28 protein-coding genes are annotated in these 26,784 nt (G+C 65.5%); 7 read left to right on the forward strand and 21 right to left on the reverse strand.

All coding sequences use genetic code 11. The features are described 5' to 3' along the window. Nucleotides 1-17 precede the first annotated feature (17 nt). The 7 genes from flgG to C1922_RS09845 all read right to left on the reverse strand — a co-directional run bounded on the left by flgG (nucleotide 18) and on the right by C1922_RS09845 (nucleotide 5,548). Nucleotides 18-803, reverse strand: a complete 786-nt coding sequence (flgG, locus tag C1922_RS09815) for a flagellar basal-body rod protein FlgG (protein ID WP_049461063.1) — start codon at nucleotides 801-803, stop codon at nucleotides 18-20. A gap of 103 nt (nucleotides 804-906) precedes the next feature. Next, entirely contained in the window at nucleotides 907-1,656 is a 750-nt protein-coding gene (locus C1922_RS09820; protein ID WP_108749578.1) for a flagellar basal body rod protein FlgF, read from the reverse strand. Between the two features lie 32 nt (nucleotides 1,657-1,688). Beyond that, the gene (flgE, locus tag C1922_RS09825; RefSeq protein WP_108749579.1) at nucleotides 1,689-2,912 is read right to left on the reverse strand and encodes a flagellar hook protein FlgE; all 1,224 of its coding nucleotides are present in this window, start codon (nucleotides 2,910-2,912) and stop codon (nucleotides 1,689-1,691) included. A gap of 32 nt (nucleotides 2,913-2,944) precedes the next feature. Beyond that, a complete protein-coding gene (locus tag C1922_RS09830) occupies nucleotides 2,945-3,628 on the reverse strand; it encodes a flagellar hook capping FlgD N-terminal domain-containing protein (RefSeq protein WP_108749580.1) in 684 nt (227 codons plus the stop codon). 23 nt (nucleotides 3,629-3,651) lie between these two features. Next, nucleotides 3,652-4,059 carry a flagellar basal body rod protein FlgC gene (gene flgC, locus C1922_RS09835; protein WP_108749581.1) on the reverse strand — a complete coding sequence of 136 codons (408 nt, stop codon included), beginning with the start codon at nucleotides 4,057-4,059 and terminating at the stop codon, nucleotides 3,652-3,654. 3 nt (nucleotides 4,060-4,062) lie between these two features. Next, nucleotides 4,063-4,458: a flagellar basal body rod protein FlgB gene (flgB, locus tag C1922_RS09840; RefSeq protein WP_108749582.1), complete on the reverse strand. Its 396-nt coding sequence runs from the start codon at nucleotides 4,456-4,458 to the stop codon at nucleotides 4,063-4,065. Between the two features lie 145 nt (nucleotides 4,459-4,603). Beyond that, on the reverse strand, nucleotides 4,604-5,548 hold the full coding sequence (locus C1922_RS09845) for a chemotaxis protein (protein ID WP_025879111.1): 945 nt from the start codon (nucleotides 5,546-5,548) through the stop codon (nucleotides 4,604-4,606). 212 nt (nucleotides 5,549-5,760) lie between these two features. On the opposite strand from C1922_RS09845, the gene flgA reads away from it, so the two are divergent. From flgA to C1922_RS09865, 4 genes are all read left to right on the forward strand, one after another. Further along, nucleotides 5,761-6,408 (forward strand): flagellar basal body P-ring formation chaperone FlgA, encoded by a 648-nt coding sequence (flgA, locus tag C1922_RS09850; protein ID WP_199912030.1) that lies wholly within the window; start codon nucleotides 5,761-5,763, stop codon nucleotides 6,406-6,408. 75 nt (nucleotides 6,409-6,483) lie between these two features. Next, the gene (gene flgM, locus C1922_RS09855) at nucleotides 6,484-6,789 is read left to right on the forward strand and encodes a flagellar biosynthesis anti-sigma factor FlgM (RefSeq protein ID WP_108749584.1); all 306 of its coding nucleotides are present in this window, start codon (nucleotides 6,484-6,486) and stop codon (nucleotides 6,787-6,789) included. Then, nucleotides 6,786-7,124: a flagellar protein FlgN gene (locus C1922_RS09860; protein ID WP_108749585.1), complete on the forward strand. Its 339-nt coding sequence runs from the start codon at nucleotides 6,786-6,788 to the stop codon at nucleotides 7,122-7,124. The genes flgM and C1922_RS09860 overlap by 4 nt, the downstream gene beginning before the upstream one ends. Nucleotides 7,125-7,216: 92 nt before the next feature. Continuing rightward, the gene (locus tag C1922_RS09865) at nucleotides 7,217-8,434 is read left to right on the forward strand and encodes an ATP-binding protein (protein WP_108749586.1); all 1,218 of its coding nucleotides are present in this window, start codon (nucleotides 7,217-7,219) and stop codon (nucleotides 8,432-8,434) included. Nucleotides 8,435-8,509: 75 nt separating this feature from the next. Here the strand turns inward: C1922_RS09865 and C1922_RS09870 are convergent, their stop codons facing one another. Both C1922_RS09870 and C1922_RS09875 read right to left on the reverse strand, forming a co-directional pair. Beyond that, nucleotides 8,510-10,285 (reverse strand): EAL domain-containing protein, encoded by a 1,776-nt coding sequence (locus C1922_RS09870; protein WP_108749587.1) that lies wholly within the window; start codon nucleotides 10,283-10,285, stop codon nucleotides 8,510-8,512. Nucleotides 10,286-10,288: 3 nt separating this feature from the next. Next, nucleotides 10,289-12,391, reverse strand: coding sequence for a PAS domain-containing sensor histidine kinase (locus tag C1922_RS09875; RefSeq protein WP_108749588.1), 2,103 nt, complete (start codon nucleotides 12,389-12,391; stop codon nucleotides 10,289-10,291). A 133-nt stretch (nucleotides 12,392-12,524) separates the two neighbouring features. On the opposite strand from C1922_RS09875, the gene C1922_RS09880 reads away from it, so the two are divergent. Continuing rightward, entirely contained in the window at nucleotides 12,525-15,263 is a 2,739-nt protein-coding gene (locus C1922_RS09880; RefSeq protein WP_108749589.1) for a GGDEF domain-containing phosphodiesterase, read from the forward strand. A gap of 237 nt (nucleotides 15,264-15,500) precedes the next feature. On the opposite strand, the gene C1922_RS09885 is transcribed toward C1922_RS09880, so the two are convergent. From C1922_RS09885 to C1922_RS09935, 12 genes are all read right to left on the reverse strand, one after another. Beyond that, nucleotides 15,501-15,977 (reverse strand): Imm26 family immunity protein, encoded by a 477-nt coding sequence (locus tag C1922_RS09885; protein WP_159091917.1) that lies wholly within the window; start codon nucleotides 15,975-15,977, stop codon nucleotides 15,501-15,503. Between the two features lie 206 nt (nucleotides 15,978-16,183). Next, on the reverse strand, nucleotides 16,184-16,459 hold the full coding sequence (locus C1922_RS20385) for a hypothetical protein (protein WP_159091919.1): 276 nt from the start codon (nucleotides 16,457-16,459) through the stop codon (nucleotides 16,184-16,186). Continuing rightward, nucleotides 16,417-17,127 carry a GAD-like domain-containing protein gene (locus tag C1922_RS09890; protein WP_159091921.1) on the reverse strand — a complete coding sequence of 237 codons (711 nt, stop codon included), beginning with the start codon at nucleotides 17,125-17,127 and terminating at the stop codon, nucleotides 16,417-16,419. Before C1922_RS09890 ends, C1922_RS20385 begins: the two co-directional genes overlap by 43 nt. A gap of 292 nt (nucleotides 17,128-17,419) precedes the next feature. Then, nucleotides 17,420-17,947, reverse strand: coding sequence for a hypothetical protein (locus C1922_RS09895; protein ID WP_108749592.1), 528 nt, complete (start codon nucleotides 17,945-17,947; stop codon nucleotides 17,420-17,422). A gap of 139 nt (nucleotides 17,948-18,086) precedes the next feature. After that, a complete protein-coding gene (locus C1922_RS09900; RefSeq protein WP_107431880.1) occupies nucleotides 18,087-18,551 on the reverse strand; it encodes a hypothetical protein in 465 nt (154 codons plus the stop codon). Nucleotides 18,552-18,663: 112 nt separating this feature from the next. Next, on the reverse strand, nucleotides 18,664-19,011 hold the full coding sequence (locus tag C1922_RS09905) for a hypothetical protein (RefSeq protein ID WP_108749593.1): 348 nt from the start codon (nucleotides 19,009-19,011) through the stop codon (nucleotides 18,664-18,666). A 97-nt stretch (nucleotides 19,012-19,108) separates the two neighbouring features. Next, nucleotides 19,109-19,324, reverse strand: a complete 216-nt coding sequence (locus C1922_RS09910) for a hypothetical protein (RefSeq protein ID WP_108749594.1) — start codon at nucleotides 19,322-19,324, stop codon at nucleotides 19,109-19,111. Nucleotides 19,325-19,422: 98 nt separating this feature from the next. Beyond that, a complete protein-coding gene (locus C1922_RS09915; protein WP_108749595.1) occupies nucleotides 19,423-20,613 on the reverse strand; it encodes a methyl-accepting chemotaxis protein in 1,191 nt (396 codons plus the stop codon). A 221-nt stretch (nucleotides 20,614-20,834) separates the two neighbouring features. Further along, a complete protein-coding gene (hflD, locus tag C1922_RS09920) occupies nucleotides 20,835-21,449 on the reverse strand; it encodes a high frequency lysogenization protein HflD (RefSeq protein WP_108749596.1) in 615 nt (204 codons plus the stop codon). Continuing rightward, complete coding sequence (mnmA, locus tag C1922_RS09925; protein WP_108749597.1) at nucleotides 21,446-22,588, reverse strand: tRNA 2-thiouridine(34) synthase MnmA; 1,143 nt, start codon at nucleotides 22,586-22,588, stop codon at nucleotides 21,446-21,448. The genes hflD and mnmA overlap by 4 nt, the downstream gene beginning before the upstream one ends. After that, nucleotides 22,585-23,028 carry an NUDIX hydrolase gene (locus tag C1922_RS09930; protein ID WP_108751551.1) on the reverse strand — a complete coding sequence of 148 codons (444 nt, stop codon included), beginning with the start codon at nucleotides 23,026-23,028 and terminating at the stop codon, nucleotides 22,585-22,587. The genes mnmA and C1922_RS09930 overlap by 4 nt, the downstream gene beginning before the upstream one ends. Before the next feature lie 19 nt (nucleotides 23,029-23,047). Beyond that, entirely contained in the window at nucleotides 23,048-23,542 is a 495-nt protein-coding gene (locus C1922_RS09935) for a hypothetical protein (RefSeq protein WP_108749598.1), read from the reverse strand. Nucleotides 23,543-23,653: 111 nt separating this feature from the next. Here C1922_RS09935 and clpS point away from each other — a divergent pair, with 111 nt between their 5' ends. Next, nucleotides 23,654-23,980 (forward strand): ATP-dependent Clp protease adapter ClpS, encoded by a 327-nt coding sequence (gene clpS / locus C1922_RS09940; RefSeq protein ID WP_108749599.1) that lies wholly within the window; start codon nucleotides 23,654-23,656, stop codon nucleotides 23,978-23,980. 507 nt (nucleotides 23,981-24,487) lie between these two features. Beyond that, complete coding sequence (clpA, locus tag C1922_RS09945; protein ID WP_108749600.1) at nucleotides 24,488-26,770, forward strand: ATP-dependent Clp protease ATP-binding subunit ClpA; 2,283 nt, start codon at nucleotides 24,488-24,490, stop codon at nucleotides 26,768-26,770. Nucleotides 26,771-26,784 lie beyond the last annotated feature (14 nt).

Here is a 26,784-nt window from a genome sequence, read left to right on the forward strand (position 1 = left end):
TATCCCGATGGTCTCGATCAGACGTTCTGGTTCAGATAGCCCAGCATGGCGTCGGTGGTGGAAATGGCCTTGGCATTCATTTCGTAGGCGCGCTGGGTTTCGATCATCGACACCAGCTCTTCCACCACGTTCACGTTGCTGCCTTCCAGCGCACCCTGCACCACGGTGCCCAGGCCGTTCAGGCCGGGGTTGCCGTTCTGCGCCGGGCCCGAGGCGGTGGTTTCCAGGAACAGGTTTTCACCGCGGGCCTGCAGGCCGGCCGGGTTCACGAAATCGGTCAGGGTCAGCGCGCCCACTTCCACCGATGCGGCGTCGTCGGCCATCTTCACGCTGATGGTGCCGTCGCTGCCGATGGTGACCGACTGCGCGCCTTCGGGAATCTGGATGCCCGGCTGCACCGGATAGCCGGTGTTGGTTACCAGTTCGCTGTCCTGGTTGATCTTGAACGAGCCATCACGGGTGTACGCGGAACTGCCATCGGGCAGCTGCACTTCGAAGAAGCCGCGGCCGTTGACCATTACGTCCAGCGCGCGGCCGGTCTGCTGCTGGCTGCCCTGTTCGAAGTTCTTCGAGGTGGCCACCACGCGCACGCCGGTACCCAGCTGCAGGCCGGTCGGCAGCTGCGTCTGTGCCGAGCTGGCGCCGCCAGGCTGGCGCACCTGCTGGTACAGCAGGTCTTCGAAGCTGGCGCGGTCCTGCTTGAAACCGGTGGTGTTGGTATTGGCGAGGTTGTTGGAAACCACCGACATGCGCGTCTGCTGCGCATCCAGTCCGGTTTTTGCGATCCACAATGCCTGGTTCATCTTCGGAATCCTGTCTGGCTGAAGCGGGCCGCGCGGTGCGGCCGTTGGTGAAGGCTGTGCAAGCGGTGTGCCAACGCCGGCCAACGCCGGCGCCGGAATTCCGTCAGCCGCCCAGGCGCAACAGACTGTTGGCGCTGCGCGCGTTGTCGTCGCCGTGCTTGATCACCTGCACCTGCATTTCGTACTGCCGCTGCAGCTGGATCATCTGTACCAGTGCACCTGCAGCATCCACGTTGCTGCCTTCCAGCTGGCCGCTGTGCACGGTGGCGCCCTGTGCCTGGGCGAAGGGCTGCTGCGGGTCGGTGTTGCGGAACAGGCCATCCAGGCCACGCTCCAGGCGCTCATCCGGCGCCTGCACGATCTTGATGCGGCCGATCATGGCCATGGTCTGCGGGCCTTCGCCCTGCGGAATGATCGAGATCGTGCCGTCGTTGCCCACTTCCATCGCCTGGTAGGGCGGAATGGCGATGGGATTGTTGTTGTCATCCAGCACCGCACGGCCGCTGGAGGTCACCAGCTGGCCGTTGGGGGTGACCGACAGCGCGGCACCCCGGGTATAGGCTTCGCTGCCATCGGTGGCCTGCACGGCCAGCCAGGTGCCGGTCTGCAACGACAGGTCCAGCGGCTTGCCGGTGATGTGCTGCGCGCCGGCGCTGCGGTTGAAGCCGGCGTCGACGTGCAGCGCATCCACCCGCGAGGCGTAGCCCTGCCCACGGATCGGGAAGGCTTCGGTGTTGGCCAGCGCTTCCTTGAAGCCGGGGGTGTCCGAGTTGGCGAGGTTGTGGCTGAGCGTGCCCTGCGCCTGCAGGGAGGCGCGGGCACCGGTCATCGCCACGTAAAGGGCTTTATCCATGCGGGGAGTTCCGTGACAGGGTCAGCAGCTCATCAACGGATGTTGATGACGGTCTGGGTGATCTGGTCCTGCGTGGTGATCATCTGCGCGTTGGCCTGGAAGTTGCGCTGGGCCACGATCATGTTCACCAGCTGCTCGGTCAGGTCCACGGTGGACGATTCCAGCGCGCCGGCCTGGATCTTGCCCATGTTCGAGGTGTCCGGAGGGCTGGTGCGCGGGGTGCCCGAATCAAAGGTCTCCACCCACAGGTTGTTGCCCTTCTGTTCCAGGCCCTGGGTATTGTTGAAGGTGGTCAGTGCCACCTGGCCCAGTGCCTTGTCATCGCCATTGGAGTAACGGGCGAACACCACGCCGGTTTCCGACACGGTGACCTCGTTGAGCTTGCCGGCCGCGTAGCCGTCCTGCTGGGTGTTGCGCAGGGCGAACTTTTCGCCGTACTGGGTCGACCCGGACACGTCCAGGGTCATGTTCAGTGCGCCAGCGCCGGTCGGCGGGGTGAACGTGCCCAGGCTGATCTGACCGTTGGCAGGCACCGTCAGCTTGCCGGCGTTGTCGAAGGTCAGGTCGGTCGGAGTGCCTGCGGCCACGCCATCGACGTAGTTGTGCACGCGCCACTGGTTCACACCGGCGAGCTTTTCGAAGTAGGACACCTGGGTGTGACTGACGCCCAGCGAGTCGTACACGGTAATGCCGCCGCTGGAGTGGTTGTAGCTGTTGGAGTCGGTGGGGTCGAACGGGTTCACCGTCGGCACTTTGGCGTTGGCCGGCAGGGTGAAGCCCACCTTTACTTCGCTGGTCTGCTTGGGCGGGCTGTCGGTGGTCAGCAGCTGCAGATCCACCAGGCGGCCGGCATCGAAGTTGGTGCCATCAGCGTTCGGCGCGAACACCTGCAGGCGGGCGCCCTGCGGGTTGACGACATAGCCGGACGGATCGGTCTGGAAGTTGCCGGCGCGCGAATAGACCCGGGCACCATTCATGTTCATGGTGAAGAAGCCTTCGCCGGAAATCGCCATGTCCAGGCCACGGCCGGTCTGTTCGTTGTTGCCCTGGATGAACTGCTGGGCGACGTTGGAGACGCGCACGCCCGAACCCACCTGGTTCTTGGCCAGGCCATAGCTGGTGGCCGAGAACAGATCGGCGAACTCGGCGCGCGATTCCTTGAAGCCGGTGGTGTTGGCGTTGGCGACGTTGTTGGCGGTGACGCTCAGGTCGGAGTTGGCGGCATTGATGCCGGACAGCGAGATGTTGAAGCCCATGGGATGCTCCTGGTAGATGCGGGGTGTGCGGCTCAGCTGACGCGGAGCACGTAGTCGATCGGGGCCGTGCCCAGGCCCTTCAGGTTCAGGTACAGGCCGTCAGAGCCGACGGTCACGCTTTCAACTGGTGCCTGCACATAGGTGGACAGCTTGGTGCTGGTGCCGGCGGTGTCGACGTGGTTGGCGACAATGGAATACTTGCCCGGCGCCATGCGGTTGCCGTTGGCATCCTTGCCGTCCCACTGGAATGCGACTTCACCGGCGGCTTTGGCTTCCACGCTGATCGAGGTCACCTTGGCGCCGTTGGCGTCGGTCACGTCGACGGTGACGATACCGGCGGCCGGTGCCGCGACGGTGCCGCTCACATCACCTTCCTCTTCCAGCACCAGCTTCTCGGAAGGCACCAGCACTTCGTGGCCAACCAGTGCGGCGCCACGCAACACCTGGTCGCTGGCCATGGACGCCTGGAAGCCCTGCACGGTGGTGTTCAGATCGGTGATGCCCTGCACAGTGGACATCTGCGCCATCTGCGCCACCATCTGCGTGTTGTCCATCGGCTTCAGCGGATCCTGGTGCTGCAGCTGTTCGGTCATCAGGCGCAGGAAATCGGCCTGGTCCAGGGTGTTCTTTTTCTTGGTATTGGTGCTGTTGGGGGCGTTCAGGCCAAGGGCGGCGTAGACGTCCTGGTTGGTCTGGTTGTTGACGGCAGTGGTCATGGCGGTATCCGGTACAGCGGGCCTCAGCGGCCCATGGTCAGGGTGGCCAGGGCCAGTTCCTTGGCGGTGGTCAGCATTTCCACACCGGCCTGGTAGTTGCGCGAGGTCGAGATCAGGTTGACCATCTGCGCCACCGGGTCCACGTCCGGCTGGTAGATGTAGCCTTCGGCGTCAGCCAGCGGGTGGCCCGGCTCGTAGCGCTTGATCGGCGCTGCCTCGCTCTGGCTGATTTCCTTCACCTTCACCGAGGTGACATTCGGATCGGTCTTGCTGGTGACCGCCTGGAAGATCGGCTCCAGCGGCTTGTACACCGCGTCGGCCGAGCCGGCGATGCTGTCAGCGTTGGACAGGTTGGAGGCGATGGTGCTCATGCGCACCGACTGCGCCTGCAGCGCGGAACCGGCGATATCGAAGATCGGCAGATTGCTCATGGCTTATTGCCCCGTGATCGCGGTCAGCATGGAACGCACCTTGCTTTCGACGAAGCTGAGCGAGGCGCGGTATTCCAGGGCGGCACGGCCATAGGCGGCGCGCTCTGCGTCGGGGTCGACGGTGTTGCCGTCCAGGCTGGGCTGCACGCCTTCACGGGCCACCTGGAACGGGTTCAGGCCACTACTGATTTCGTAGTGCTGCTCGTTGGTGGTGGTCATCAGGCCGTTGGCATCCAGCCCCTGGGCGTGGCGCAGGGCGGCATCGAAGTCCAGGTCCTGGGCCTTGTAGCCGGGGGTGTCGGCGTTGCCGAGGTTGCTGGCAATCAGCTTCATGCGCTGTTCGCGCAACGGCATGGCATGGGCGTGGACGCCCAGGTAATCGGTAATCAGGTTGCGCACGATGCACTCCCACAGGAACGTTGCCCGGGAAGCTGCAAGCGGTGTGCCAAAGCGTGATGGGGTCAGATCCCCGCAGGGGCTCTGACCCCATCGGGGCAAGGCGCGGGGTCAGAGCCCCTGCGGGGATCCGACCCCATAGGCAGCCTCAGGCCGCCATGGCCACCTTGCGCAGGCGGTCCAGCACGAAGTCCGCCAGTTCGTGCGGCGAATACTTGGCCACGAAGGCATTGGCGCCCACGCGTTCGACCATTGCATTGTTGAATACGCCCGACAGGGAGGTGTGCAGCAGCACATACAACCCGGACAGGCCGGCGTGGCGCCGGATTTCTGTCGTCAGCGTATAGCCGTCCATGGCCGGCATTTCGATATCGGAAATGACCATGGCGTAGCGTTCGGCCGGGTTTTCGCCCGAGGCGTGGATCTGCAGCAGGTGGTCCAGCGCCTGCTTGCCGTCGGACAGCAGGGTGGCGCCCACCCCCAACTGGTCCAGCACGCTGCGGATCTGCTGGCGGGCCACCCGCGAGTCGTCCACCACCAGCACCTGCAGCTGCGGCGCGTCGGCAGGCATGGCCATGGCCGGGTCCAGCACGGCTTCGCCACGCACCTGGGCAATGTCGGCCAGCACGCTTTCCACGTCGATCACCTGGATCAGCTCGCCCTGGAAGCGGGTGACGGCGGTCAGGTAGCTCGATTCGGCGCCCAGCTCCGGTGGCGGGTGGATGTCCTCCACCGCGATGTTCACGATGCGTTCCACCCCGCTGACCAGGAAGCCCTGGATCGAGCGGTTGAACTCGGTCACCACCAGGTAGCCCGGCGCTGTGTCCGCATCCGGTTCACGCTCGGGGTGGCCGATGGCCAGGCCCAGGTCCAGTACCGGCACCGAGCGGCCGCGCACGTCGGCCACGCCGGCGAACTGGCCGGGCAGGCCGGGCACCTGGAAAAGCTCGGGCCGGCGCAGCACTTCCTGCACCTTGAAGACATTGACGCCAAAAAGCTGACGTCCGCCGAGACGGAACAGCAGCAGCGCCAGGCGATTGTGGCCGGCCAGTCGGGTCCGCTGGTCGATCCGGTTGAGCAGGTCATGGGACATGGCTGCTGTATCGGCGAGGTGGGCGGCGAACTTGAGGGCTTTTGTAGAGTCGAGCCATGCTCGACTCCTCTGCTGCACGGCACATCAGTCGAGCATGGCTCGACTCTACAAAAAGAAGTCGAGCATGGCTCGTCGCTACAGAGGCGGGCTGGCACAGCGTTTGCATCGCCCCGGGCCAAGTCCCATCGAACGCAGGAGGCGCCATGCGCCGGATGACATTACTCGTAGCCGCCGCGCTTGCGCTGGCCGCGCCGTGGGCGCAGGCCGCGCAGTGGCAGCCGGTGGCCAGCATCCGTGCGGCAGCGCTGTCCACCCTGGCGGCCGGTAGCGAAGGCGAAGCCATCGTGGCCGATGCGCTGCGCCTGCCGCAGTGTGGCAAGCCGCTGGCGGTGCAGCCCACCGCCAACACCACCGTCGAGGTCAGTTGCCCCGATGCAGGTGGCTGGCGCCTGTTCGTGCCAGTGAAGGTGCGGCACAACCAGACCGTGCTGGTGCTGACCCGTGGCATCGCCACTGGAGAAACCATCAGTGCGGCCGATATCAGCACTGCCACGCGTGACGCGGCTCGTATTGCCGGCGCCGTGCTGGCCGACCCGGCCGCGGCGGTGGGGCGCATCGCGCGCCGTCCGCTGGCGGCAGGCAGCCTGCTGTCGGGCAATGATCTGCTGGCGCAGCGTCTCATCAAGCGAGGAGACAATGTGGCCCTGGTGGCCCGCACCGGCGCCGTGGAAGTACGTATTGCCGGCCGCGCCCTGGGCGATGCCGGGCACAACGACCGCGTTTCGGTCGAAAACCTGTCCACCCGCCGCATCGTGCAGGGCGTGGTGGATGCGGCTGGTGACGTAATCGTGGCGCGTTGAAAAAGTTTGGAAAATCCCTAAAGATCACGGCCCAGCGGCCGTTATCCCTTGTGTACGGCAACTCCAGGACACCCCATGAGCCAGAAAATCGACGGCAATCTGCAGATCCCGCAGGCCCTGCGCGGCGTGACGACCCCGGCCAGCAAGCCCGGCGTCAGCAGCGATTCGGCTGCCCGCCCGGTGGAAGCAGCTGACAGCCTGCGCCTGACCGGCGAAGCGACCAACCTGCAGGCCATCGAACGCGACCTGAGCACCGCCCCGGCGATCGACGCCCAGCGCGTGGCCGCAGTGCGCGAATCGCTGCAGAACGGCACCTACAAGATCAATCCGGACGCGATTGCTTCGCGCATGCTCGAGCTGGACCAGCAGCTGCAGGGATGAGCGCGGCCATGAGCGAGCCGCTGCAGCGCCTTGCCGAGGCCCTGGACGTTGAACGCCAGGCCTTGGTCGAGCACGACGTGCATGCGTTGATCCGGGCCACCGGGGCCAAGCTGGAAGCGCTGCGGGCGCTGGAAGGCACGCCGCCGGTCGGGCAGGGAGAACAGCTGCAGGAACTGGCCGAGCGCAACCGCGCCAACGGCGTGCTGCTGTCGCGCCGCCGCCGCGAGGTCAACTGGGCGCTGCGCCAGCTCGGCCGCACCGAAGACGCCTCGGCTTACGACGCCAAGGGCCAGTCGCACACGGTTACCGCGCGCCGGCCGCTGGCCGTCGCCTGATTCCCCGCCGGCCGTCGGCCGCCACCGGGCGGGCTGTGACCGGCAGCGTGAGCGCGTATATTGGGCGCCTGTTCGCAAGCCCCCGAGTCGCCGTGTCCGCCGCCAACGCCCTGGTTACCGCCCCCCTTCCTTCCCAGCCCGTGCTGCAGGCCCTGTTGGAACGCCTGCGCGAAGGGCTGTTGCTGTTCACCGCAGACGGGCAGGTGGCATTGGCCAACCCGGCCGCCCAGCACCTGCTGGGCAACGCCGACAGCGCGGCCGCACCGGCCCAGCGCCTGCGCGAGCTGCTGCCCCCCGATGCCCTTGAACAGGCCCGGCAGCAGGGCGCCTGGAGTGGCAGCCTGCCGCTGGGCGAGGGCGTGGTCATCGCCCATCTGTACCACCATGGCGAGGGCGGGCAGAGCCACTACCTGGCCCTGTTCCAGCGCATTGAAGGGCAGGAAGACTACGAACGCGAGCTGCAGCAGCGCCACGCCGAACTGCGCCAGGCCTATCTGCGCCTGAACGGGACCCAGGAAAAGCTGCTGCAGTCGGAAAAGATGGCCTCCATCGGCCAGCTGGCCGCCGGCGTGGCGCACGAGATCAACAACCCCATCGGTTACGTGCACTCAAACCTGGGCAGTCTGCAGGAATACCTGCGCAGTCTGTTCACGGTGATCGAGGCCTACGAGCGCGCCCTGCGCGCGCCCGATCCGAAGGCATTGATTCCGGAAATCGACGATATCCGTGACCGCCTGGACATTGATTTCATCAGCCGCGACCTGCCGCAGCTGATGGCCGAATCACGCGAGGGCATCGAGCGGGTGACCCGCATCGTGCGCGACCTGAAGGACTTCTCGTATTCCGGCCGCGATGAATCGTGGAAGCTGGTGGACCTGCATGCCGGCCTAGAATCGACCATCAACATCATCTGGAACGAGCTCAAGTACAAGGTCACCCTGGAGCGCCAATTCGGCCAGCTGCCGCTGGTGGAATGTCTGCCTTCGGAACTGAACCAGGTGTACATGAACCTGCTGCTCAACGCAGGCCATGCCATTGCCGAGCGCGGCACCATCACCGTGCGTACCGGCGTGGATGGCGAGACCGTGTGGGTGGAGTTCGAAGACACCGGCGGCGGCATCTCGCCGGAACTGCGCCAGCGCATCTTCGATCCGTTCTTCACCACCAAGCCGGTGGGCAGCGGCACCGGGCTGGGCCTGTCGATTTCCTACAGCATCATCAACAAGCACCACGGCCGCATCGATCTTGACAGCACCCCCGGCGTAGGCTCGCGCTTCCGAGTGGTACTGCCGATCAAGCAGCCGCGCTGACCTCGCTTCTGTGGAGTCGAGCCCTGCTCGACTGCTTTTTGCCGTAGTCGAGCATGGCTCGACTCTACATATCGGTCAACGCAACGGCGAACGATCCTCGCCGCCTTCCAGCGGCTCGGCCAGCGCCGGGCCTGCATTGCTGCGGCGCTGCTCTTCATACGTGCGGAACGCCTGGTGGATGTGCTTGCGCAGCTCATCATCGTTCCACGGCTTGGTAAGGAACCGGTAGATTGCACCGCGGTTGATCGCATCGGTCACCGTGTTCAGATCGGTGTACCCGGACAGCACCAGCCGGATCGTGTCCGGGTACAGCATCTTCACCCGGCCGAGGAATTCGGTGCCGCTCATGTCGCTCATGCGCTGGTCGGACAGGATCACCTGCACGTCGTTGATCGCCAGCAGATCGAAGGCGTCGCGCACGTTGCCGGCGGCCAGGATGCGGTAGCCGTCGCGGCGGAACAGGCGCACCAGCGAACGCAGCACGTTTTCCTCGTCATCCAGCAGCAGCAGGGTGCGGTCAGGGCGCGTTTCAGCAAAGGCTTCCGGGCGCAGGTAGCGGCGGCGCAGGGTCATGCCGGCGGCGTCGGCCGACATCGGCTCGCCGAACAGGTAGCCCTGGAACACATCGCAGTCGTTGCGGCGCAGGAAGCCCAGCTGGGCCTGTGATTCCACGCCGTTGGCAATGACCGTCATGCCCAGCTGGTGGCCCATGGCGATGATCGCGCGGGCGATGGCCGCCTCGCGATTGCCGGCCGGGGCGCTCTTGATGAAGCTGCGGTCGATCTTCAGCTTGTCCACCGGGTAACGCACCAGCGCGCTCAGGCTGGAATCGCCGGTGCCGAAGTTGTCCAAGCTCAGGCTGATGCCTTCGTTGCGCAGGTTGGCCAGGGTTTCGTGCACGAAATTGACGTTGTTGGTCAGCGCACTTTCGTTGATCTCCAGCGTCAGCATGTGCGCCGGCACGCCGGCCGCCTGCATCAGCGACATCACCTCGGCGAAGAAGTTCGGCCGCAGCAGCTGCAGGGTGGACACGTTCACTGCAATGGTGAAATCGTCAAAGCCCTGGTCGCGCCACAGACGCGCCTGCTTCAGTGCGCCTTCCAGCACCCAGGTGCCGATCTGCACGATGATGCCCAGCCGCTCGGCGGTGCGCATGAAGCGTTCCGGTACCAGCATGCCCAGGGTGGGCGACTGCCAGCGCAGCAGCGCTTCCATGCCCACCACGTGGCCATCGCGTGCGCTCACCAGCGGCTGGTAGCGCAGCTTCAGTTCGCCATTGGGAATGGCATCGACGATCTGCCGGGCAATGATGCTTTCACTGTGCGCGCTGGGCGGGGTGTCCACCGCGTGGATGCGCACCGCGTTGCCGCCTTCGCGGGCTGCCTGGTACAGCGCATCCTCGGCGTGGTCCAGCAGTCGCGACGCACTGCTGGCATGTTCCGGGCACAGGCTCACGCCCAGCTTGCCGGTCATGAACAGGGTGTAAGGCAGTACAGAGAGCGGCAGCTCCATCTGCTGGCGGATCTCTTCGGCGAAGTCTTCCGGCAGCGGCAGGTCGGCGGTGCGCGGAACGGCAATCAGGAACTCATCGCTGCCGTGCCGCCACAGCTTGCCGCGCCCGCGCAGGTACGACTGCAGGCGCTGGGCCACCAGCACCAGCGCCTGGTCACCCACTTCGGCGCTCATGTTCTCGTTCACCGAAGCGAAGTGGTCGATGTCCACGTGCATCAGCATCAACGGGGTGCCGCCAGAGGCCGCCTCGGCCACCATGGCCTGCAGTTCGGGATTGCCGGCGCCCAGCCGGTCGGGGGCGTCGTCAATGCTCACCGGGGGCAGGTTGGGGTTCCACATGGTTCAGTGTTCCGAAGACTCGACGGCCGCCGTCATGGCGGCCTGGTAAGGAAGGTGGACGTCGACCAGGGTGCCGGCGCCGTGCGCCGAAGCGATATGCACGTGGCCGCCCACGCTCTGCGCGCGTTCACGCATCACGATCAGGCCCAGGCCGCGCGGGCCATCAGGGTCGAAGCCCTCGCCATCATCGCGGATCTGCAGGTGCAGTCCGCGCTGGCCCAGGTCGCGCAGCTGCAGCTGCACCTGGCTGGCGCGCGCGTGGCGCAGGGCGTTGGTCAGGCTTTCCTGCGCAATGCGGAAGCAGGCCTGTTCGATGCTGTTGTCCGGGCGGGTCGGCAGCGCGTCGATGTCGGCCAGCAGTTCCACCGGCGACGAGCGGAACAGCACCCGCGCCTGCCAGCTCAGCGCGGCTTCCAGACCCAGCGCATCCAGCTGTGGCGGGCGCAGCAGGGTGGAGATATCGCGCAGCTTGGCCACGGTGGTGTCGGCCAGACTGACAATCTGCGCCAGATCCTCGCCGCGGCGGGCGGGATCCTGCTCGTCCTGCGCGGCGTAGGCCGACAGCTTCATGGCGGTGATCGCCTGGCCGATGTCATCGTGCAGGTCGCGCGAGATCGCCCGGCGCTCGTCCTCCTGCAGCGAGAACAGGCGCCCGGCCATGGCCTGCAGTTCGCGGTTGCTGTTTTCCAGCGCGCTGCGGGTGCGTTCGGCTTCACTCAGGTCGCGCACGATCAGCAGCTTGCAGTCGCGGCCACCGTAGCGCACCTCACCCACCGCCAGGCCGGCATGGAAGTGGCGGCCGTCGGCGCGCTGCATGACCGCCACGCTGCTGTGGCCCGGGCTGTGCTGCGGCTGGCCGGCCCGCAACTGGGCGCGCACCCGCTGCAGATCGGCGCCGTTCACCAGCGCCGACAGCGGTTCGCCCAGCAGGGCATGGCTGCCGTAGCCGAACAGCGCGGCGGCCCACGCGTTGGCATACAGCACATGTTCTTCGGACAGGATCACCACGCCGTCGGGCAGCACCCGCACCAGCTCGCGGAACTGTTCTTCGCGCTCACGCAGCAGGCGCCGGGACTGCTCGCGCTCGGTTACGTCCTGCAGCGTGCCCAGCACGCGTTCGCGGCCAGCTTCATCGCGACCGCTGGTCGCGCGCAGATGCACCATCAGGGCGCGCCCATCCATGGCCAGCAGCGGCAGCAGTACGTCCACCTGGACCGGTTCGCCGGCGCACAGGTCGGCCAATAGCTGTTCGGTCTGCGCGGCAGTGGCCGGGTCGGCCGGCACCAGCAGTTCATCGAAGCGGTGCCAGCGCCGGGCCTCCGGCGGGCGCCGCCCCAGCAGGTGGTAGACCTGGTTGGAATAGCGGCCCAGGCCACTGGCGGGGTCCAGCTCCCAGGCGCCGATACGCGCCAGCTCGTGGGCTTCCTCCACCCGCGCCAGCGCCTGGTCGCGGCGCAGCTGCGCCAGGTCTTCGGCGGTGCGATCGATGGCAATCAGCAGGCGGGCGTTGTGGCCGTCATAATCGATGGCATTGGACCGCAGTTCCATCTGCCGCAGGCTGCCATCGCGCAGCTGCAGCTGCGCGCGCAGGATGCACAGCTGCTCGGGCGCTTCGCGGATCGCCTCCAGCTTGTGCTGCAGCGCCTGATCCTGGCCGGGCGGCCACAGGATCTCGATGGTGCGGGCCAGCAGTTCCTCGCGTTCCCAGCCGAAAGCCAGGCATGCCGCGGGGTTTGCATCGAGGATGGCCAGGCTGTCAAGGTCATACACCAGGATCGGCCCGGGGTTGCCCTCGAACATCTGCCGCAGCCGCGTCTCGGACATCTGCAGCCGCGCGTGGGTGGCCAGCACGTGCTCGGCCAGCGGCCGTAGCAGCAGGTAGAGCAGGCCGGCGCTGGCGAAGACGAAGAACGCGCCCTTCACGCTCTGCCAGAAGGCGGCCTGCTGGGGGTCCAGCACGAACGCGTTCACCGCACCATCGGAGGCAATGATCCAGGCCAGCGCCATCATCAGATAGCTCAGCACCACCCGGCGGCGGTCGCGCCGCAACGACTGCGCCATCCGCGGGGCGGAATCTGGGTCGGTGCCGGTCGGGTCTGCGGGCATGGACAGGGGCAGTAGGGACGGGTGCCAGCCATCTTACCGCGCGGGTGTGCGATGGCCACTCAATTATCCCCGCAGCGGGCCGTTAAGGACTGCATGCCCCGCTGTCGGGCGCGTCTTTCCGGAGCTAGATCGCGTGGACCAAGGGATCATCGCCAGCCTGCTGCAACATCCGCTCGCGTCGGCACTGGTCATCGTCGACCGCAGTGGCCGCCCGCTGGCGGCCAATCCGGCCGCGCGCGAACATGGGCTGCCGGCCACCCTGGCGGCCTATGCCCCCATGCTGGAAGACCTGCGCCTGCTGGCGGCCGACGGCGGCATCGTGCCGTGCTCGCTGCCCGGCGGGCCGCAGGGGCACTACGACGGCCACCTGCGCGCCGTGCACGATGGCAGCGGCAACCTGCTGGCGTTCACCCTCAGCGTGCCTGAACCAGTACCGCTGACCGGCGGCGGCCGCTGGGCGCTGGCCCTGGAAAGTGCCGGCCACAGCCTGTGGGACTGGGATATTCCCACCGATCGCGTACTGCGCACGCCCGCATTGGGCGATGAAGGCGCAACCGAGATGCTCGGCCGGGTCCACCCGGACGATATCGCCGATGTGCGCGCGGTGCTGGACGAGCACCTGCGCGGGCACAGCGAGCAGTACAGCGCGCAGTTCCGCTTCCGCCAGGGCGATGGCCATTGGCGCTGGGTGCTGGATCGCGGCCGGGTGGTGGCGCGTACCGCCGACGGCCAGCCGCTGCGCATGGTCGGCACGCATACCGATATCGAGCAGCAGAAGCAGCTGGAAGCGCTGCTGCAGGAACAGCAGCTGCACCTGAGCGAGGCCCAGCGCATCGCCAGCATGGGCAGCTGGTCGTTCGACCCGCAGAACCACCGGTTCTGGTGGTCGCCCGAGCTGCGCTCGCTGCTGGCGCTGGAGCAGGGCAGCGTGCCCGGCCAGCGGCGCTGGTTGAAACAGCTGCATCCGCGGTCGCGCGGCGCGCTGCGTGCCGCATGGCGGCGCCTGTGGCGCGACGGCCGGGCGGCCAACCTGGACCTCGAGCTGACCCGTGGCAGCGAGCCCTCGCAGCACCTGCGGTTGTGGATGCAGCCGCTGCTGGACATGGACGGGCAGCCCAAACGCCTGCTCGGCCAGGTGCAGAACATCACCGAACAGCACCAGACCGATGCGCTGATCCGCTGGCGCACCGAGCTGCTCAATCGCGTGTCGGCGCTGGGGCGCATTGGTGGCTGCGAAATCGAAGTGTCCACCCGGCACATGCAGTGGACCGAGGAGTGCTACCGCATCCATGGCCTGCGCAAGGAACCGATCACGCTGGACCAGGCGCTGGCGCTGTACACCGAGGACTCGCGCAACGCGTTCGAGGCCGCGCTTGGCCGCATTTCCAATGGCGGGCTGCCCGAGCAGCTGGACCTGTGCTTCTACCGGCAGTCCGGCCTGCGCGTGTGGGTGCAGGTGCTGATCGAACTGGATCGCCGCGACGGCCTGCCGGCCCGCTACGTGGTCCTGTTCCGTGACATCACCCGCGAACGCGAGGCCAGTGAGCGCATCGAACTGCTGGCCCACTACGACCTGCTGACCGGCCTGCCCAACCGGGTGCTGCTGGGCGAGCAGACTGCAGAGGCCATCGAAGAGGCACGTGACCGAGGCACCTCGCTGGCCATGCTGTTCATCGACCTGGACGGCTTCAAGAACATCAACGACAGCTTCGGCCACGCCACCGGCGATGCGCTGCTGAAGGCCGCAGCCGCGCGCCTGCACCAGAACCTGCGCAACAACGATCTGTTCGGCCGCTTCAGCGGTGATGAATTCATCGTGGTTTTGCGTGATCTGGCCGAGCCGGAAGATGCCGGCCATGTGGCACGCAAGCTGATCGGCTCGCTGGCCGAGCCGCTGCGCCGTGGCGACACAACTCTGAAGGTCGGGGCCAGCGTCGGCATCGCCATGCTGGGTGAATCACAGACCGATTTCGATTCGCTGCTGCGCGCCGCCGATGCGGCCATGTATGCGGCCAAGGAAGCCGGGCGCAACACCTACCAGTATTACAGCCAGGATGCCCTGGCCCGCATCCAGCGCCGCCTGGAGATCGAACACGGCCTGCACGGCGCGATCGAGCGCGAAGAGTTCAGCCTGGCTTACCAGCCGCTGCTGCACGCGCACAACGGCGAACCGCCGGCAATCGAAGCGCTGCTGCGCTGGCACCGCCCCGGCATCGGCTACTGCAGCCCGGCCGAGTTCATTCCCATCGCGGAGAAGTGCGGCGAAATCGTCCGCATCGGCGATTGGGTGCTCAACGAAGCCTGCCGCCAGGCCGTGGCGTGGGACCGTGCGGGTCTGTGCTTCGCACGCGTGGCAGTGAATGTATCGGCCGTGCAGTTGCGTGACCGCGGCTTTGCCGAACGCGTGATCGAGATCTGCCACGCCCATGGCTGGCCGCCGCAGCGGCTGGAGCTGGAGCTGACCGAATCGGCGCTGATCCGTGACACCGACATCCTGCGCCACTGCTTCGATGTGCTGGAACGGCATGGCGTACCGCTGGCGGTGGACGACTTCGGTACCGGCTTCTCCAACCTGAACTATCTCAATCGCTTCCCGGTGGGGCGGCTGAAGATCGACCGCAGCTTCGTGCAGGGCATGCTGCACGATTCGGGCACGGCCGAAGTGACCCAGGCCATCGTGCACCTGGGCCACGCCCTGGGCATGAAGGTGGTGGCCGAAGGCGTGGAAACGCACCAGGAAGAAGACATGCTGCGCCGCCAGGGCTGTGACGAGATCCAGGGCTACCTGTACTCGCGCCCGCTCACACCGCGCGACCTGGCGCAGTGGCTGCGCCAGCAGCGCGCCGGCAGCGAAGTCGCCCTGGCCCGCTGACGCCATCCCCGCACGCCGACGCACCGCTCTGGTAGGTGTCGACCTTGGTCGACACGAATGCCGGTGCTTGCGATCATCCGCGCATGGCGGGGATCTACCAACCACGCACGTGCGCCCAACAATGCACCGCATTGAACGGCCTTGGTAGGTGTCGGCAGTGGTCGACGAAATGCTTGTGCTCGCCATGGTTCACGCATGGCGGCACAACTGTGATCCGATTGGGCCGTGATTCAATCATCAGAACTGATGCGACCAAATGCCATCTGCTGAAGCTCGGAAGGCATCAAATGCCAGCCAGAATTTGAAGTCTGTCAATGCAATGAGAGGCTCAAGAGTCATTGCCTCTTCATCCGAGATGGGCTGCTCGTTCGATCCCATGGCGTTGATCTTCTTCCAATTCCTCTCTATTCCATAGCAGAAGAAGTAGCTTTCAAAGCGGGAAATGTCGCCAGCATCCAACTGGCCGATGACCCGCCAGTCGCCATGTGCGTCAATCTTCCGGTCAAATATTGCGTAGCTGTCAAGAATAATCGGGGGAATAGTCGCCTTGGCTTGCAGCAGTTCGCTCCTGCCTATCACAGGCGCGCTTTTACATAGATCGAAGATCTGCACGCAGTGACCTACAAGCGCCTTCGATATGATCTGTCCGAAGTAGAATTTTTCATCATTGCGAGTAAAGCAGAATACGTCGCCTACACGGATGAAGCGGAGCATTGTTCGACGCTTCTGCGTCCAGCCATTGAGAAGTTCGCCGGTAGTTCCAGTTTCCCGTATCGTCCTCTTTGGTGCTGGCGTCGCCATATGGATCCACTCAATGTCCGGTTCAAGAGACGTCAAGTGTTGACGAGGCGTGTTGCCAGGACCATGCAAACATTCCGAAATGCATGGATCGCGGGGCATCATCCACGCACGGCGTGCAACTACTTACCGCGGGTATCCAGTTCGGTTGGTCGCGCCCTGGTCACTGTCGCAGCAAGTGCTTTCAGCTCACCGAGGCGATATGTCTTCACCAGATGCGCCGCATTCCAGCCATCTTCGGAAACTGCGGGCGAAAAACTGTAGATCTCATCCGGTGCCAATGGTCCAAGTCGGTCACGTGCATGGGCATGCAGGGGCTGCTCATCGTCGTCGGTGATGTCAAGATAGGGCCCAATCAGGGCCTCCAGCAGGAACGCCAGTTTCCAGTTGCGTTCCACTGCATCGGCGGGGTCTGGTAGATCCGATTCTGTTGAGACTTGTCCCCTGGGCGGATCGATGCTGATCTGCGCGGAGGTGTTCTCCCCACACAGCAGATCTGGCCGAAAGCCGTCACCGCGTAGACATGGAAAGTATCGGCACCCTCCATGGGATTACCTTGCAGAAACGCGGTAGCAATCTCCGCATACAGGTGGGGATCGACCAAGGCGGGCCTGTCGTCGCGATAGCGTGCGAGCCCATCGCGTCGCCACAGTGCCAGCAGCAGGTTGGGTAGCACGCCTTCCCATGTCGCCAGGGTGGCTTCGGGAACTGCTTCAACCTTGGAGCTCGGAATGAAGCCCTGAAAGAACTCGTCAGGATTCAACTCCGTCACTGGCAACGCGGTGTTCGGTACGGCCAGCGCATTCCAATCCGTGCTGATTGGCAGGTAGTCCAGGAAGGCGAGCAGTGTCTCCGCCCGTGCAAGTTCCGGGCTGCCCTCGTGGGTTGGAATGACGGTCACCGAGCTTCCGGAGACAAGCAGCAACGTGCCCGCGGGAAGGTCATGCCAAGCCTTGTCCAGCACCAGATACCGCTCTTGCGCCTCGTCGATATCAGCGTCCAGGATGATGATCTGTGCGCCACCCTGCAGGCAGCCGGCGGAGACCTCGACGGTTGCGTCGGTCACACCTGCATCAGGATCATTCACATTTATGGGCGCGGAGTACGACTACTGGAAATCGCCGAATGACTGTAGAGCTTGATGAAGCGCAAGCAGGGAATCGGGATCCAGGGCAAGCGGGTCTGGGGCAACCGGGAGTTGCAGGGCAAGTGAAAGGCAGAGGGCGGCGCTGGTCACGGGCTGTGGGCTGATCTGAACTGAAATCGGACCTGCGCGATGAGGGGCTGTCCGGCCCAGGTCCATGCAAACAATCCGAATCTGCGCGTCTTTATCGGCTACATCCACGCATGGCGTGGATCTACCGGGGGCGGTCCTTGAACTGCCAGGGAAACTCGTTGCGCACCCGCGCCCTCACCGCGTTCACGACGGCGGCATAGCGCTTGCGCTGGATGTAGTAGCCCGTATAGAAGATCAGCGGCACCGCCAGCATGGGCCACGCCATCGGGCGCAGCAGCGCGATCGGCACCACCAGCAGGGTCAGGACCAGTGCGAACCAGCTGCAGCGGCCCATCACCCGCACCTCCCGGCGCCGCCTGTCCACCACGATCCGGCCATGCATCAGCGGGAAGTAGCGCCCGCCGAAACCTGGCGCGAAGCTTTCGCGGAACGCCACGCTGCCATCGGGCAGGGTGCGGAATGACAGGCGCGCCCATCGTTCGGTCGGCAAGTCGTATTCGAGCCCGCCCAGAGAAAGTCGTTTCAGATCGTCAGGTGACGCGGCAATGCGCTGGTTGAACAGCACGATGCCGGTGCGGAAGAAGAACGGCGCCCACAGCACAAGCAGCAGGACTTCGATCAACAGCACGGCGATCAGGGCGATGGCCATCGGTCTTCCATGAACGGGACCTGCGCATCATGCCACAGCGATTTCGCCACCCCAGTAGATCCACGCCATGCGTGGATGTTGCCCGGAACCAGCTACCGTCCTCGCGGGGCGGTCCAGTGAATCGAGCAGTCTCCTGGATTCAATCGTCTTCCACCAGATCGCTGAGATCCAGAATCTGTGGATCAACACTGTGCGCGACGATGCTTCGGAGCATTCCAGCCTTTGGGCGTAGGGCATAGCAATGCATCGTATGGATGGGATTGAATTCCAGCCACGGGCAGGATGAGTGCCCCACGATAACCGGCATGTTGAAATTGATGTCTTTTGGATCATCCAGTGGCAGGGTCCATTTGCCGCCGTGATGCTCCCACACTACATCGCCCAGATATCGTGCAAACACAATCCTCAGGCCATCCTGTTCGTCCTCCGACAACGTTGCAGCCATCGTCGTGTACAGCGTCTCCAGGCGATCAAGGCTCTCCAGGCTGCCGTCAAGGTCGACGCCGCGGAGCTGTGCTTGTTCGATCAGCCATTCAATCTGATCGTCCATGATGATCAGAAACTGTTCGAAGGTTTCTCGCGCTTCTTCGGAATTGAATGCCATGCGGCCACCAGGGAGGGAGAGCGACGAGTGTGCCCCGGGCCTGTGATCCACACCATGCAACAAGTCCGAAAGGGTGGAGGGGCGATCGCATGCACCCACGCATGGCGTGGATCTACCGTTTCATCAATGCGATGCCTGCAATGGAATAGCTGGCGATCAACAGCCCGAACGCGTACTCCGCGACGATGATCAGCCAGGAGGTCATCGGCTCGATGTCCCGCCATGCATCAATGGTGCCGGACCGGTGATGGCTCAGATGAACATGCCCGGTGTTGATGGCAGCTGCCGGCGCCCAGGCAAATAGAAAGGCCATCGGCATGAAGAGCAGGCTGCCGAACAGGAATGCGACAGGTCTATGCCGGGGTGGCCGCAAAGTGGCGTAGGCGGGGCGCCAGGTGAAGGTGACCGCGATGAGCACCATCACAGCAAATCCCAGCCAAGTCATGAACGTGGTGCTCATGCGACGACACTCCGTGTCCAGCCGTAGGTGGCATGGGCGGATCATGCCATGGGTTTGGAGCGGGTGGTGGTGAAGGCCATCCACGCATGGCGTGGATCTACCTCAGGGCTTCGCCATCCAGCCCCAGGTCCCACGCCAGCCCCAGCAGCTCCTCGTCCGCGCGGGACGGCGCGGGACGTGCATCGGCCAGCTGCTGCAGTTCGCGGATCTCTTCGCGGGCGACCTCTTCCAGCTGCTGCAGCTGCTCACGCACGCTCGCATTGCGCGGGCGTTCGGTGTCGGCCAGGGAGGGCAGGGCGCGGATCAGGGTCATGGTGCGTGGGGCAGGGGCATCCAACGGCAGGCTACAGGCAAAGGCCCCGGAATGACCGGGGCCTTCGGCGCTGCCGGAAAAGGCAGCGGACATCAGGGTCAGAACAGCTCGACCGTACCGGCGCCCATGTTCTGCTGGGCAACCGGCTTGTGCGGCGGACGTTCCCATTCGCTGCGCAGGTCGCGCAGGCGGTTGCCGGTGCGCTGCAGAGCGGTGGCGATTTCTTCGTCGAACACGCCCCCATTGCGGTGCAGCAGCTCCTGCAGGGCCACCGCCTCACGGTTGATCGCGGTCAGGCGATCCAGATGGGTGTGCACGCCGCCCAAGGCCTGGGTGGCGATATCTTCGAACTGCAGGGCGCGCACGGCCTCGGCCACGCTGCCATCGATCGAGCGGGCGCATTCGGAGACTTCGCGCATGCCGTCACCCAGCGACGCGTTGATCTGCGCCACGTTGTCCAGCATCGTCGCCGCTTCCTGGCGGGCTTCGCGGGAGCGGTCCATGTCACGCGAGGCCATGTGCGAGACGGTCTCGCGCACCTTGGCAATGGCGTCCTTGGAGCTGTGCGCCAGCTTGCGGATCTGTTCGTTGAACGTGGTCGAGCGCTCGGACAGGTTCCGCACTTCGTCGGCCACCACCGCGAAGCCACGACCGGCTTCACCGGCGCGGGCCGCTTCGATGGCCGCGTTCAGCGCCAGCAGGTTGGTCTGGTCGGCAATCGACTTGACGTCTTCCAGCAGGGCGAAGATGCCGTCCAAGTGCTGCGCCATCTGGTCGATGTGCTGCACGGTGGTGCTGCTCTGGCCGCTCACCTGTTCCAGGGCTTCCACCAGCTGTTCCATACGGTTGCTGGCGTGCTGGGCGAAGCGGGCGACGTCGAGGCCGGCACTGCCTTCATCGCCGGCGCGGTCGACGATGCGCGACAGGGCCTGGCTCTGCTGGCGGGACTTGCGGTTCATGGCATCGAAGCTGCCACCCAGGCTGGACACGGCCTGGCGGATCAGGTCACGGGCGCGTTCGACTTCGCCACGCGAGCCGTCGATCTCGTTGCCGACGAAGCTGCGCAGTTCGGTCAGCAGCTGGTCCTGCTCACGCAGGACACGGGCATGTTCCGGGGAACGATGGGCCTGGGCGCGGGTGGTCCACCACGCGAAGCCGAGCCAGCTCAGCGTCATCGTGGTCAGGATCGCCCAGCGCAGGGCGGCCGGCCATTCGAAACCGATGGCGAAGGGGAGCAGCAGGGTCAGAGCCAGGGGGGCGGCCAGACGGATGAAAATGCGTGAGTACATGGACGTTCTCGGGAGGTGCACGGAGGATGTATCGGCCGTACCCCCTTTCTCTTTAACGTCGATGTGCTTTCTGAATGCGCCGGATTTCTGGCGCGATTCTGGATGGTGGGGTCAGAGCCCTTTTCCGGGGAAAAGGGATCCGACCCCGGGGCAGGCGGTGATGGGGTCGGATCCCTTTCCGGCAAGGAAAGGGCTCTGACCCCCGGTCCTGATCCCGGCTCTCAGGCCAGCTGGCGGTCCACCGCTTCGATCATGGCCTTGCGACCAATCAGGAAGTCCCAGTAGCTGCCGCCCACCTGCCGCCACAGCACGGCGGCGCGCACGGCGGCCAGCAGCAGGGCGCGGATCTCGGCCACCACCCCGGCCTGGGCCAGGTAGTGCGGGTTGCCCTGCACCATCACCCGCGGCTTCAGGTGGCTGATCGTGTCGGCGTACAGGCCGCCCAGGTTGGCCAGCACGTCCGGGTGGCCGCTGTCGCCCAGCTCGGCAGCCTGGTGCTGGGCACGCTCGATGCCCGAGGCCACTTTGTTCACGGTGGCCCCGTCCTGCACGAAGCGGCGCTCCAGCTGCAGCACCGACAGGGCCAGCTTGGGCAGCACCGGGTCCTGGCCCTGGTTGCGGAAGTAGTTGTGCAGCAGGCGCAGGCCGCTCTTCAGCGCATGGCGGTCACCAAAGACCTCCTGCGGCGAGCCGGCATCGATGCGGAACACACTGTCCACCGCGGTACGCACGGCAGAGGCGTCGGAATGGCCGGTATCGGCGATACGGCGGACCTGCTGCAGGGCCTGGGCAATGCCGGCCAGGGCCAGTACGCGGTCGTCGACAGTGAAACTCATGCAGCAATTACCTCGAAAGGAGAAGGGGTGGTGCGCAGGCGCTGTTCCAGCGGCGCATCGGTGGCGGCGATCACCGCACCGCCCAGACAGACCTCACCGTCATACAGCACCAGCGACTGGCCGGGGGTGACGGCGCGCTGTGGCCGGGCGAAGGTCACCAGCACGCTGCCATCGTCCAGCACCTGTACCGTGCACGGTTCATCAGGCTGGCGATAGCGGGTCTGTGCCGTGCATTCAAAGCGCCGGGCCGGCGGCGCGCCGGCAATCCAGTGTGCGGTTTCCGAGCGCAGGCGGTTGGACAGCATCCACGGGCTTTCCCGGTCCTGGTCCACGTACAGCACGTTGCTGGCCACATCCTTGCCCACCACGTACCACGGCGCGGCCGGGCGACCACGCACGCCGCCGATGTTCAGGCCTTCGCGCTGGCCCAGGGTGAAATAGAACACGCCGGGGTGCTCGGCAATCACGCTGCCATCGGCCGGGTCCAGGATCTGGCCCGGGCGCGCGGGCAGGTAGCGGCCCAGGAACTCGCGGAAATCGCGCTCGCCAATGAAGCAGATACCGGTGGAATCTTTCTTGGCATGTGTGGGCAGGGCGACATCGCGGGCGATGCGGCGCAGATCGCTCTTTTCCAGATCGCCAATCGGGAACAGGGTCGCGGCCAGCTGTGCCTGCCCCAGCTGGTGCAGGAAGTAGCTCTGGTCCTTGCTGCGGTCGGCACCACGCAGCAGCAGCCATTGCTGGCCGCGCTGGGCCACCCGGGCGTAGTGGCCGGTGGCGATGCGTTCGGCGCCCAGTTCGCGGGCAGCGTCCAGGAAGTGCTTGAACTTCACCTCGCGGTTGCACAGCACGTCCGGGTTGGGCGTGCGGCCGGCCGCGTACTCGGCCAGGAAGTGCTCGAACACGCCCTGCCAATATTCGCTGGAAAAATCGCGGAAGTGAAACGGAATGCCCAGCAGGCCGCAGACCGCCACGGCGTCGCGGCGGTCATCCTCGGCGCGGCAGTCGCCGCTGCCATCGTCGGCCCAGTTCTGCATGAACAGACCGGCCACGGCCTCGCCCTGCTGCACCAGGCGCCAGGCGGCCACCGACGAATCCACGCCGCCCGATACCCCCACCATCACCCGTGGGCTGCTCATGCGACCTCCTGCACCAAGTGCAACGGGTGGCGCTGGCCGCCCAGATAGTCGGCCAGCACGCGCCACACCAGCGGGCTGCGCAGGCGCTCGCTGGCGGCCTGCAGCTCGCCCGGTGTCATCCACAGCGCACGGTCAATGCCGGTATCCAGCGGTTGTGCCGGGTCATGGCTGATCGGGCGGGCGGCATAGCAGAAGCGCAGGAATGCGGTGCCGTCGCCGGCGGTCCACTGGTAGCAGCCGATGAAATCGGTCAGCTCCACCGTCCAGCCGGTTTCTTCCCGGGTTTCACGCAGCGCCGCCTGGGCCAGGCTCTCGCCGGGTTCCAGGTGGCCCGCCGGCTGGTTCAGCACGGCGCGGCCCTCGATGGTTTCTTCCACCAGCAGCACGCGGCCGCCGTCGACCACCACGGTGGCGACGGTGGCGTGGGGTGCCCAGCGCATGTCCTGCGGGGTATTCAATTCAGAGGTCGTCCTTCTTGGTCAGTTCCAGTTCCATCGCATCGGCGGTACGGATCGCCGCGTCGATGGCATCGCTCAGTTGCTCAGTGCTGGCATCGGCATCGATCTTGACCACGAACATCGCGGTCATGTCCTGCTTCACCCAGCCGCCCATCTTGGCGTCCTGCGAATCTTCCAGCAGCCGGTTGGCCACGTCGGCCGGGAACTGCTTGCTCTTGCCGGTGTAGCCCGGCGACCAGATCTCGCGGATGTTGTGAGTGCCGAAATCTTCCACGGCCGAGCGCACGTACACGATCTGGGTACGGTCGCCTTCCACGTCGAACACCATCTGGTAATCGCCGTCTTCGTCCACTTCGTAGGTATAGCCCAACTTGTCCAGGTGGCGCCCGATGGCGGCATCGGCCTTGGCCGCGCTGTTGCCGGCGGCGTTGGCCGCGGCGGCCATGGCCGGGGTGGCCAGGGCGATCAGCAGGGCGGGCAGAAGGATCCTTTTCATGAAATTCCTGTGAAACACGTTGGGGAAGGCGGTAATTGTGACGGTGCCGGTGCGTGTCGTCCATTCTGCGGCAGGCCAACGCGGCTGGCCGCCAGCGCTTATAATAGGGGGATGCCCCGCGAGTCTTCCCCCGATTCCCACCACGAGCACGGCCTTGCCGTGGAGCCCGCGCGCCCGGAAGTGGCGCCGCCGCCGTTCTACCAGGTCATGCTGCTCAACGACGACTACACCCCGATGGATTTCGTGGTGGATGTGCTGCAGCAGTTCTTCACCATGGACCTGGACAAGGCCACGCAGGTGATGCTGCACGTCCACACCCGTGGCCGCGGCGTGTGCGGGGTGTTCACCCGCGAAGTGGCCGAGACCAAGGTGGCCCAGGTCAACGAGTACTCGCGCATGAACCAGCACCCGCTGCTGTGCACGATGGAAAAGGCCTGAGCCCGTAGAGTCGAGCTTGCTCGACTGCCGCAGCGCTTCCGTAGAGTCGAGCTTGCTCGACTGCCGCAGCGCTTCCGTAGAGTCGAGCTTGCTCGACTGCCGCAGCGCTTCCGTAGAGTCGAGCTTGCTCGACTGCTCTGGCCAACAGCAGTCGAGCAAGCTCGACTCTACGACGGCTTTGGTCGCGCGCCCCAATGACCACGCCGTCCCCGATCGGACCGCCCCAACGGCAGCGCCGTGCACTGGTCGCGCCGCCGCTGCCCCGCCGCTGGCCGCTCCATGCCACAGCCTGCGTGCTCTCCTTCAGAGCCATGGGGATGGTCCATTCACGTCACAATCGCCCGCGCCTCGGGTAGGGTGCGCTCAGGCCCCCGTGGGCTGCCCGTGGAGTGAATGATGATCAAGCGGTTCGTACTGCTAACGCCATCTGAACGCTGCAATCCGCTAGGGTGATGGAAATCGCGTAGTCAGGCCGCATATTGTCTCCAACTGCCGCCGGAGTAATCCATGTTCAGCAAAGACCTCGAACACACCATCGGCCAGTGCTACAAGCGCGCCCGTGAGGCCCGGCATGAGTTCATGACGGTCGAACACCTGCTGTTGGCACTGCTCGACAACCCCTCCGCCCAGGCGGTATTGAAGGCCTGTGGCGCCGACGCCGAGCGCCTGCGCCAGGAGCTGGAACAGGCCATCGAGGCCTCTGTGTCCCGCCTGGCCGAAGATGATGGCCGCGATACCCAGCCCACCCTGGGCTTCCAGCGCGTGCTGCAGCGGGCCGTGTACCACGTGCAGTCCTCGGGCAAGAAGGAAGTGACCGGCGCCAACGTGCTGGTGGCGATCTTCGGCGAAAAGGACTCCCACGCGGTCTATTACCTCAACCAGCAGGATGTCACCCGGCTGGACGTGGTCAATTACCTGTCCCATGGCATCGCCAAGCTGGGCGAGGAGGGCGAGCAGCCGTCCTCGCCGGAAAGTGAGGGCCGCATGGAGGGCGGTGAGGGCGAGCCCAAGGGCGACGCGCTGACCGAATTTGCCAGCAATCTGAACGACCAGGCCCGCGCCGGCCGCATCGACCCGCTGGTCGGCCGTGCCGACGAGATCGAGCGCACCATCCAGGTCCTGTGCCGCCGCCGCAAGAACAACCCGCTGTACGTGGGCGAGGCCGGCGTGGGCAAGACTGCGATCGCCGAGGGCCTGGCCCGCCGCATCGTGGAAGGCTCGGTACCCGACGTGCTGGCCGATGCCATCATCTACTCGCTCGATCTGGGCGCGCTGGTGGCCGGCACCAAGTACCGGGGCGACTTCGAAAAGCGTCTGAAGGGCGTGCTGACGGCCCTGAAGAAGGTGCCCAACGCCGTGCTGTTCATCGACGAGATCCACACCATCATCGGTGCCGGTTCGGCCTCGGGCGGCACCATGGATGCCTCCAACCTGATCAAGCCGGCCCTGGCCTCGGGCGAGCTGCGCTGCATCGGCTCGACCACCTTCCAGGAATACCGCGGCATCTTCGAAAAGGACCGGGCACTGGCCCGTCGCTTCCAGAAGATCGACATCGTCGAGCCGACCGTGGGCGAAACCTACGAGATCCTGCAGGGCCTGAAGGCCAAGTACGAGGCCCACCACGGGGTCACCTACTCGGACGAAGCGCTGCAGGCTGCCGTGGACCTGTCGGTCAAGCACATCGGCGACCGCCTGCTGCCGGACAAGGCGATCGACGTGATCGACGAAGCCGGCGCGCGCCAGCGGCTGATGCCCGAAGGCCAGCGCAAGGAGCTGATCGACGTCGAGGAGGTCGAATCGATCGTGGCCAAGATGGCGCGCATTCCGGCCAAGCAGGTCAGCGCGACCGACAAGGATGTGCTGCAGCACCTGGAGCGCAACCTGAAGATGGTGATCTTCGGCCAAGACCCGGCCATCGACACCCTGGCGTCGGCCATCAAGCTGGCCCGCTCGGGCCTGGGCAACCCGGAAAAGCCGATCGGCAACTTCCTGTTCGCCGGCCCCACCGGCGTGGGCAAGACCGAAGTGACCAAGCAGCTGGCCCTGCAGCTGGGCATCGAGCTGGTCCGCTTCGACATGTCCGAGTACATGGAGCCGCATTCGATCAGTCGCCTGATCGGCGCGCCCCCGGGCTACGTCGGTTTCGACCAGGGTGGCCTGCTGACCGAGAAGATCGTCAAGACGCCGCACTGCGTGCTGCTGCTGGATGAAATCGAGAAGGCGCATCCGGACATCTTCAACATCCTGTTGCAGGTGATGGACCGCGGCGTGCTGACCGACACCAACGGTCGCGAAGCCAACTTCAAGAACGTGGTGCTGGTGATGACCACCAATGCCGGTGCGGCCCAGGCCTCGCGGCGTTCGATCGGCTTCACCAAGCAGGACCATGCCACCGACGCGATGGAAACCATCCGCCGCGCGTTCACGCCGGAATTCCGCAACCGCCTCGACGCGGTGGTGCAGTTCCAAGCGCTGGGCTTCGAGCACATCCTGCGCGTGGTCGACAAGTTCCTGATCGAGCTGGAAATGCGCCTGCAGGAAAAGCACGTCAGCCTGTCGGCCACCCCGACCGCGCGCGACTGGCTGGCCCACCACGGTTTCGACCCGCTGATGGGTGCGCGCCCGATGGCCCGCGTCATCCAGGACAAGATCAAGCGCCCGCTGGCCGACGAGCTGCTGTTCGGCAAGCTGGTGAACGGTGGCAAGGTCAGCATCGACGTACGCGACGACGAACTGGTGGTGGAAACCCAGGCCGAGCCCGAGCGGCTGCTGCCGGCCACGGTGGAATAAGACCAGCGGCCGGG

The sequence above is a fragment of the Stenotrophomonas sp. ZAC14D2_NAIMI4_7 genome, assembly GCF_003086675.1.
Taxonomy (GTDB): Bacteria; Pseudomonadota; Gammaproteobacteria; order Xanthomonadales; family Xanthomonadaceae; genus Stenotrophomonas.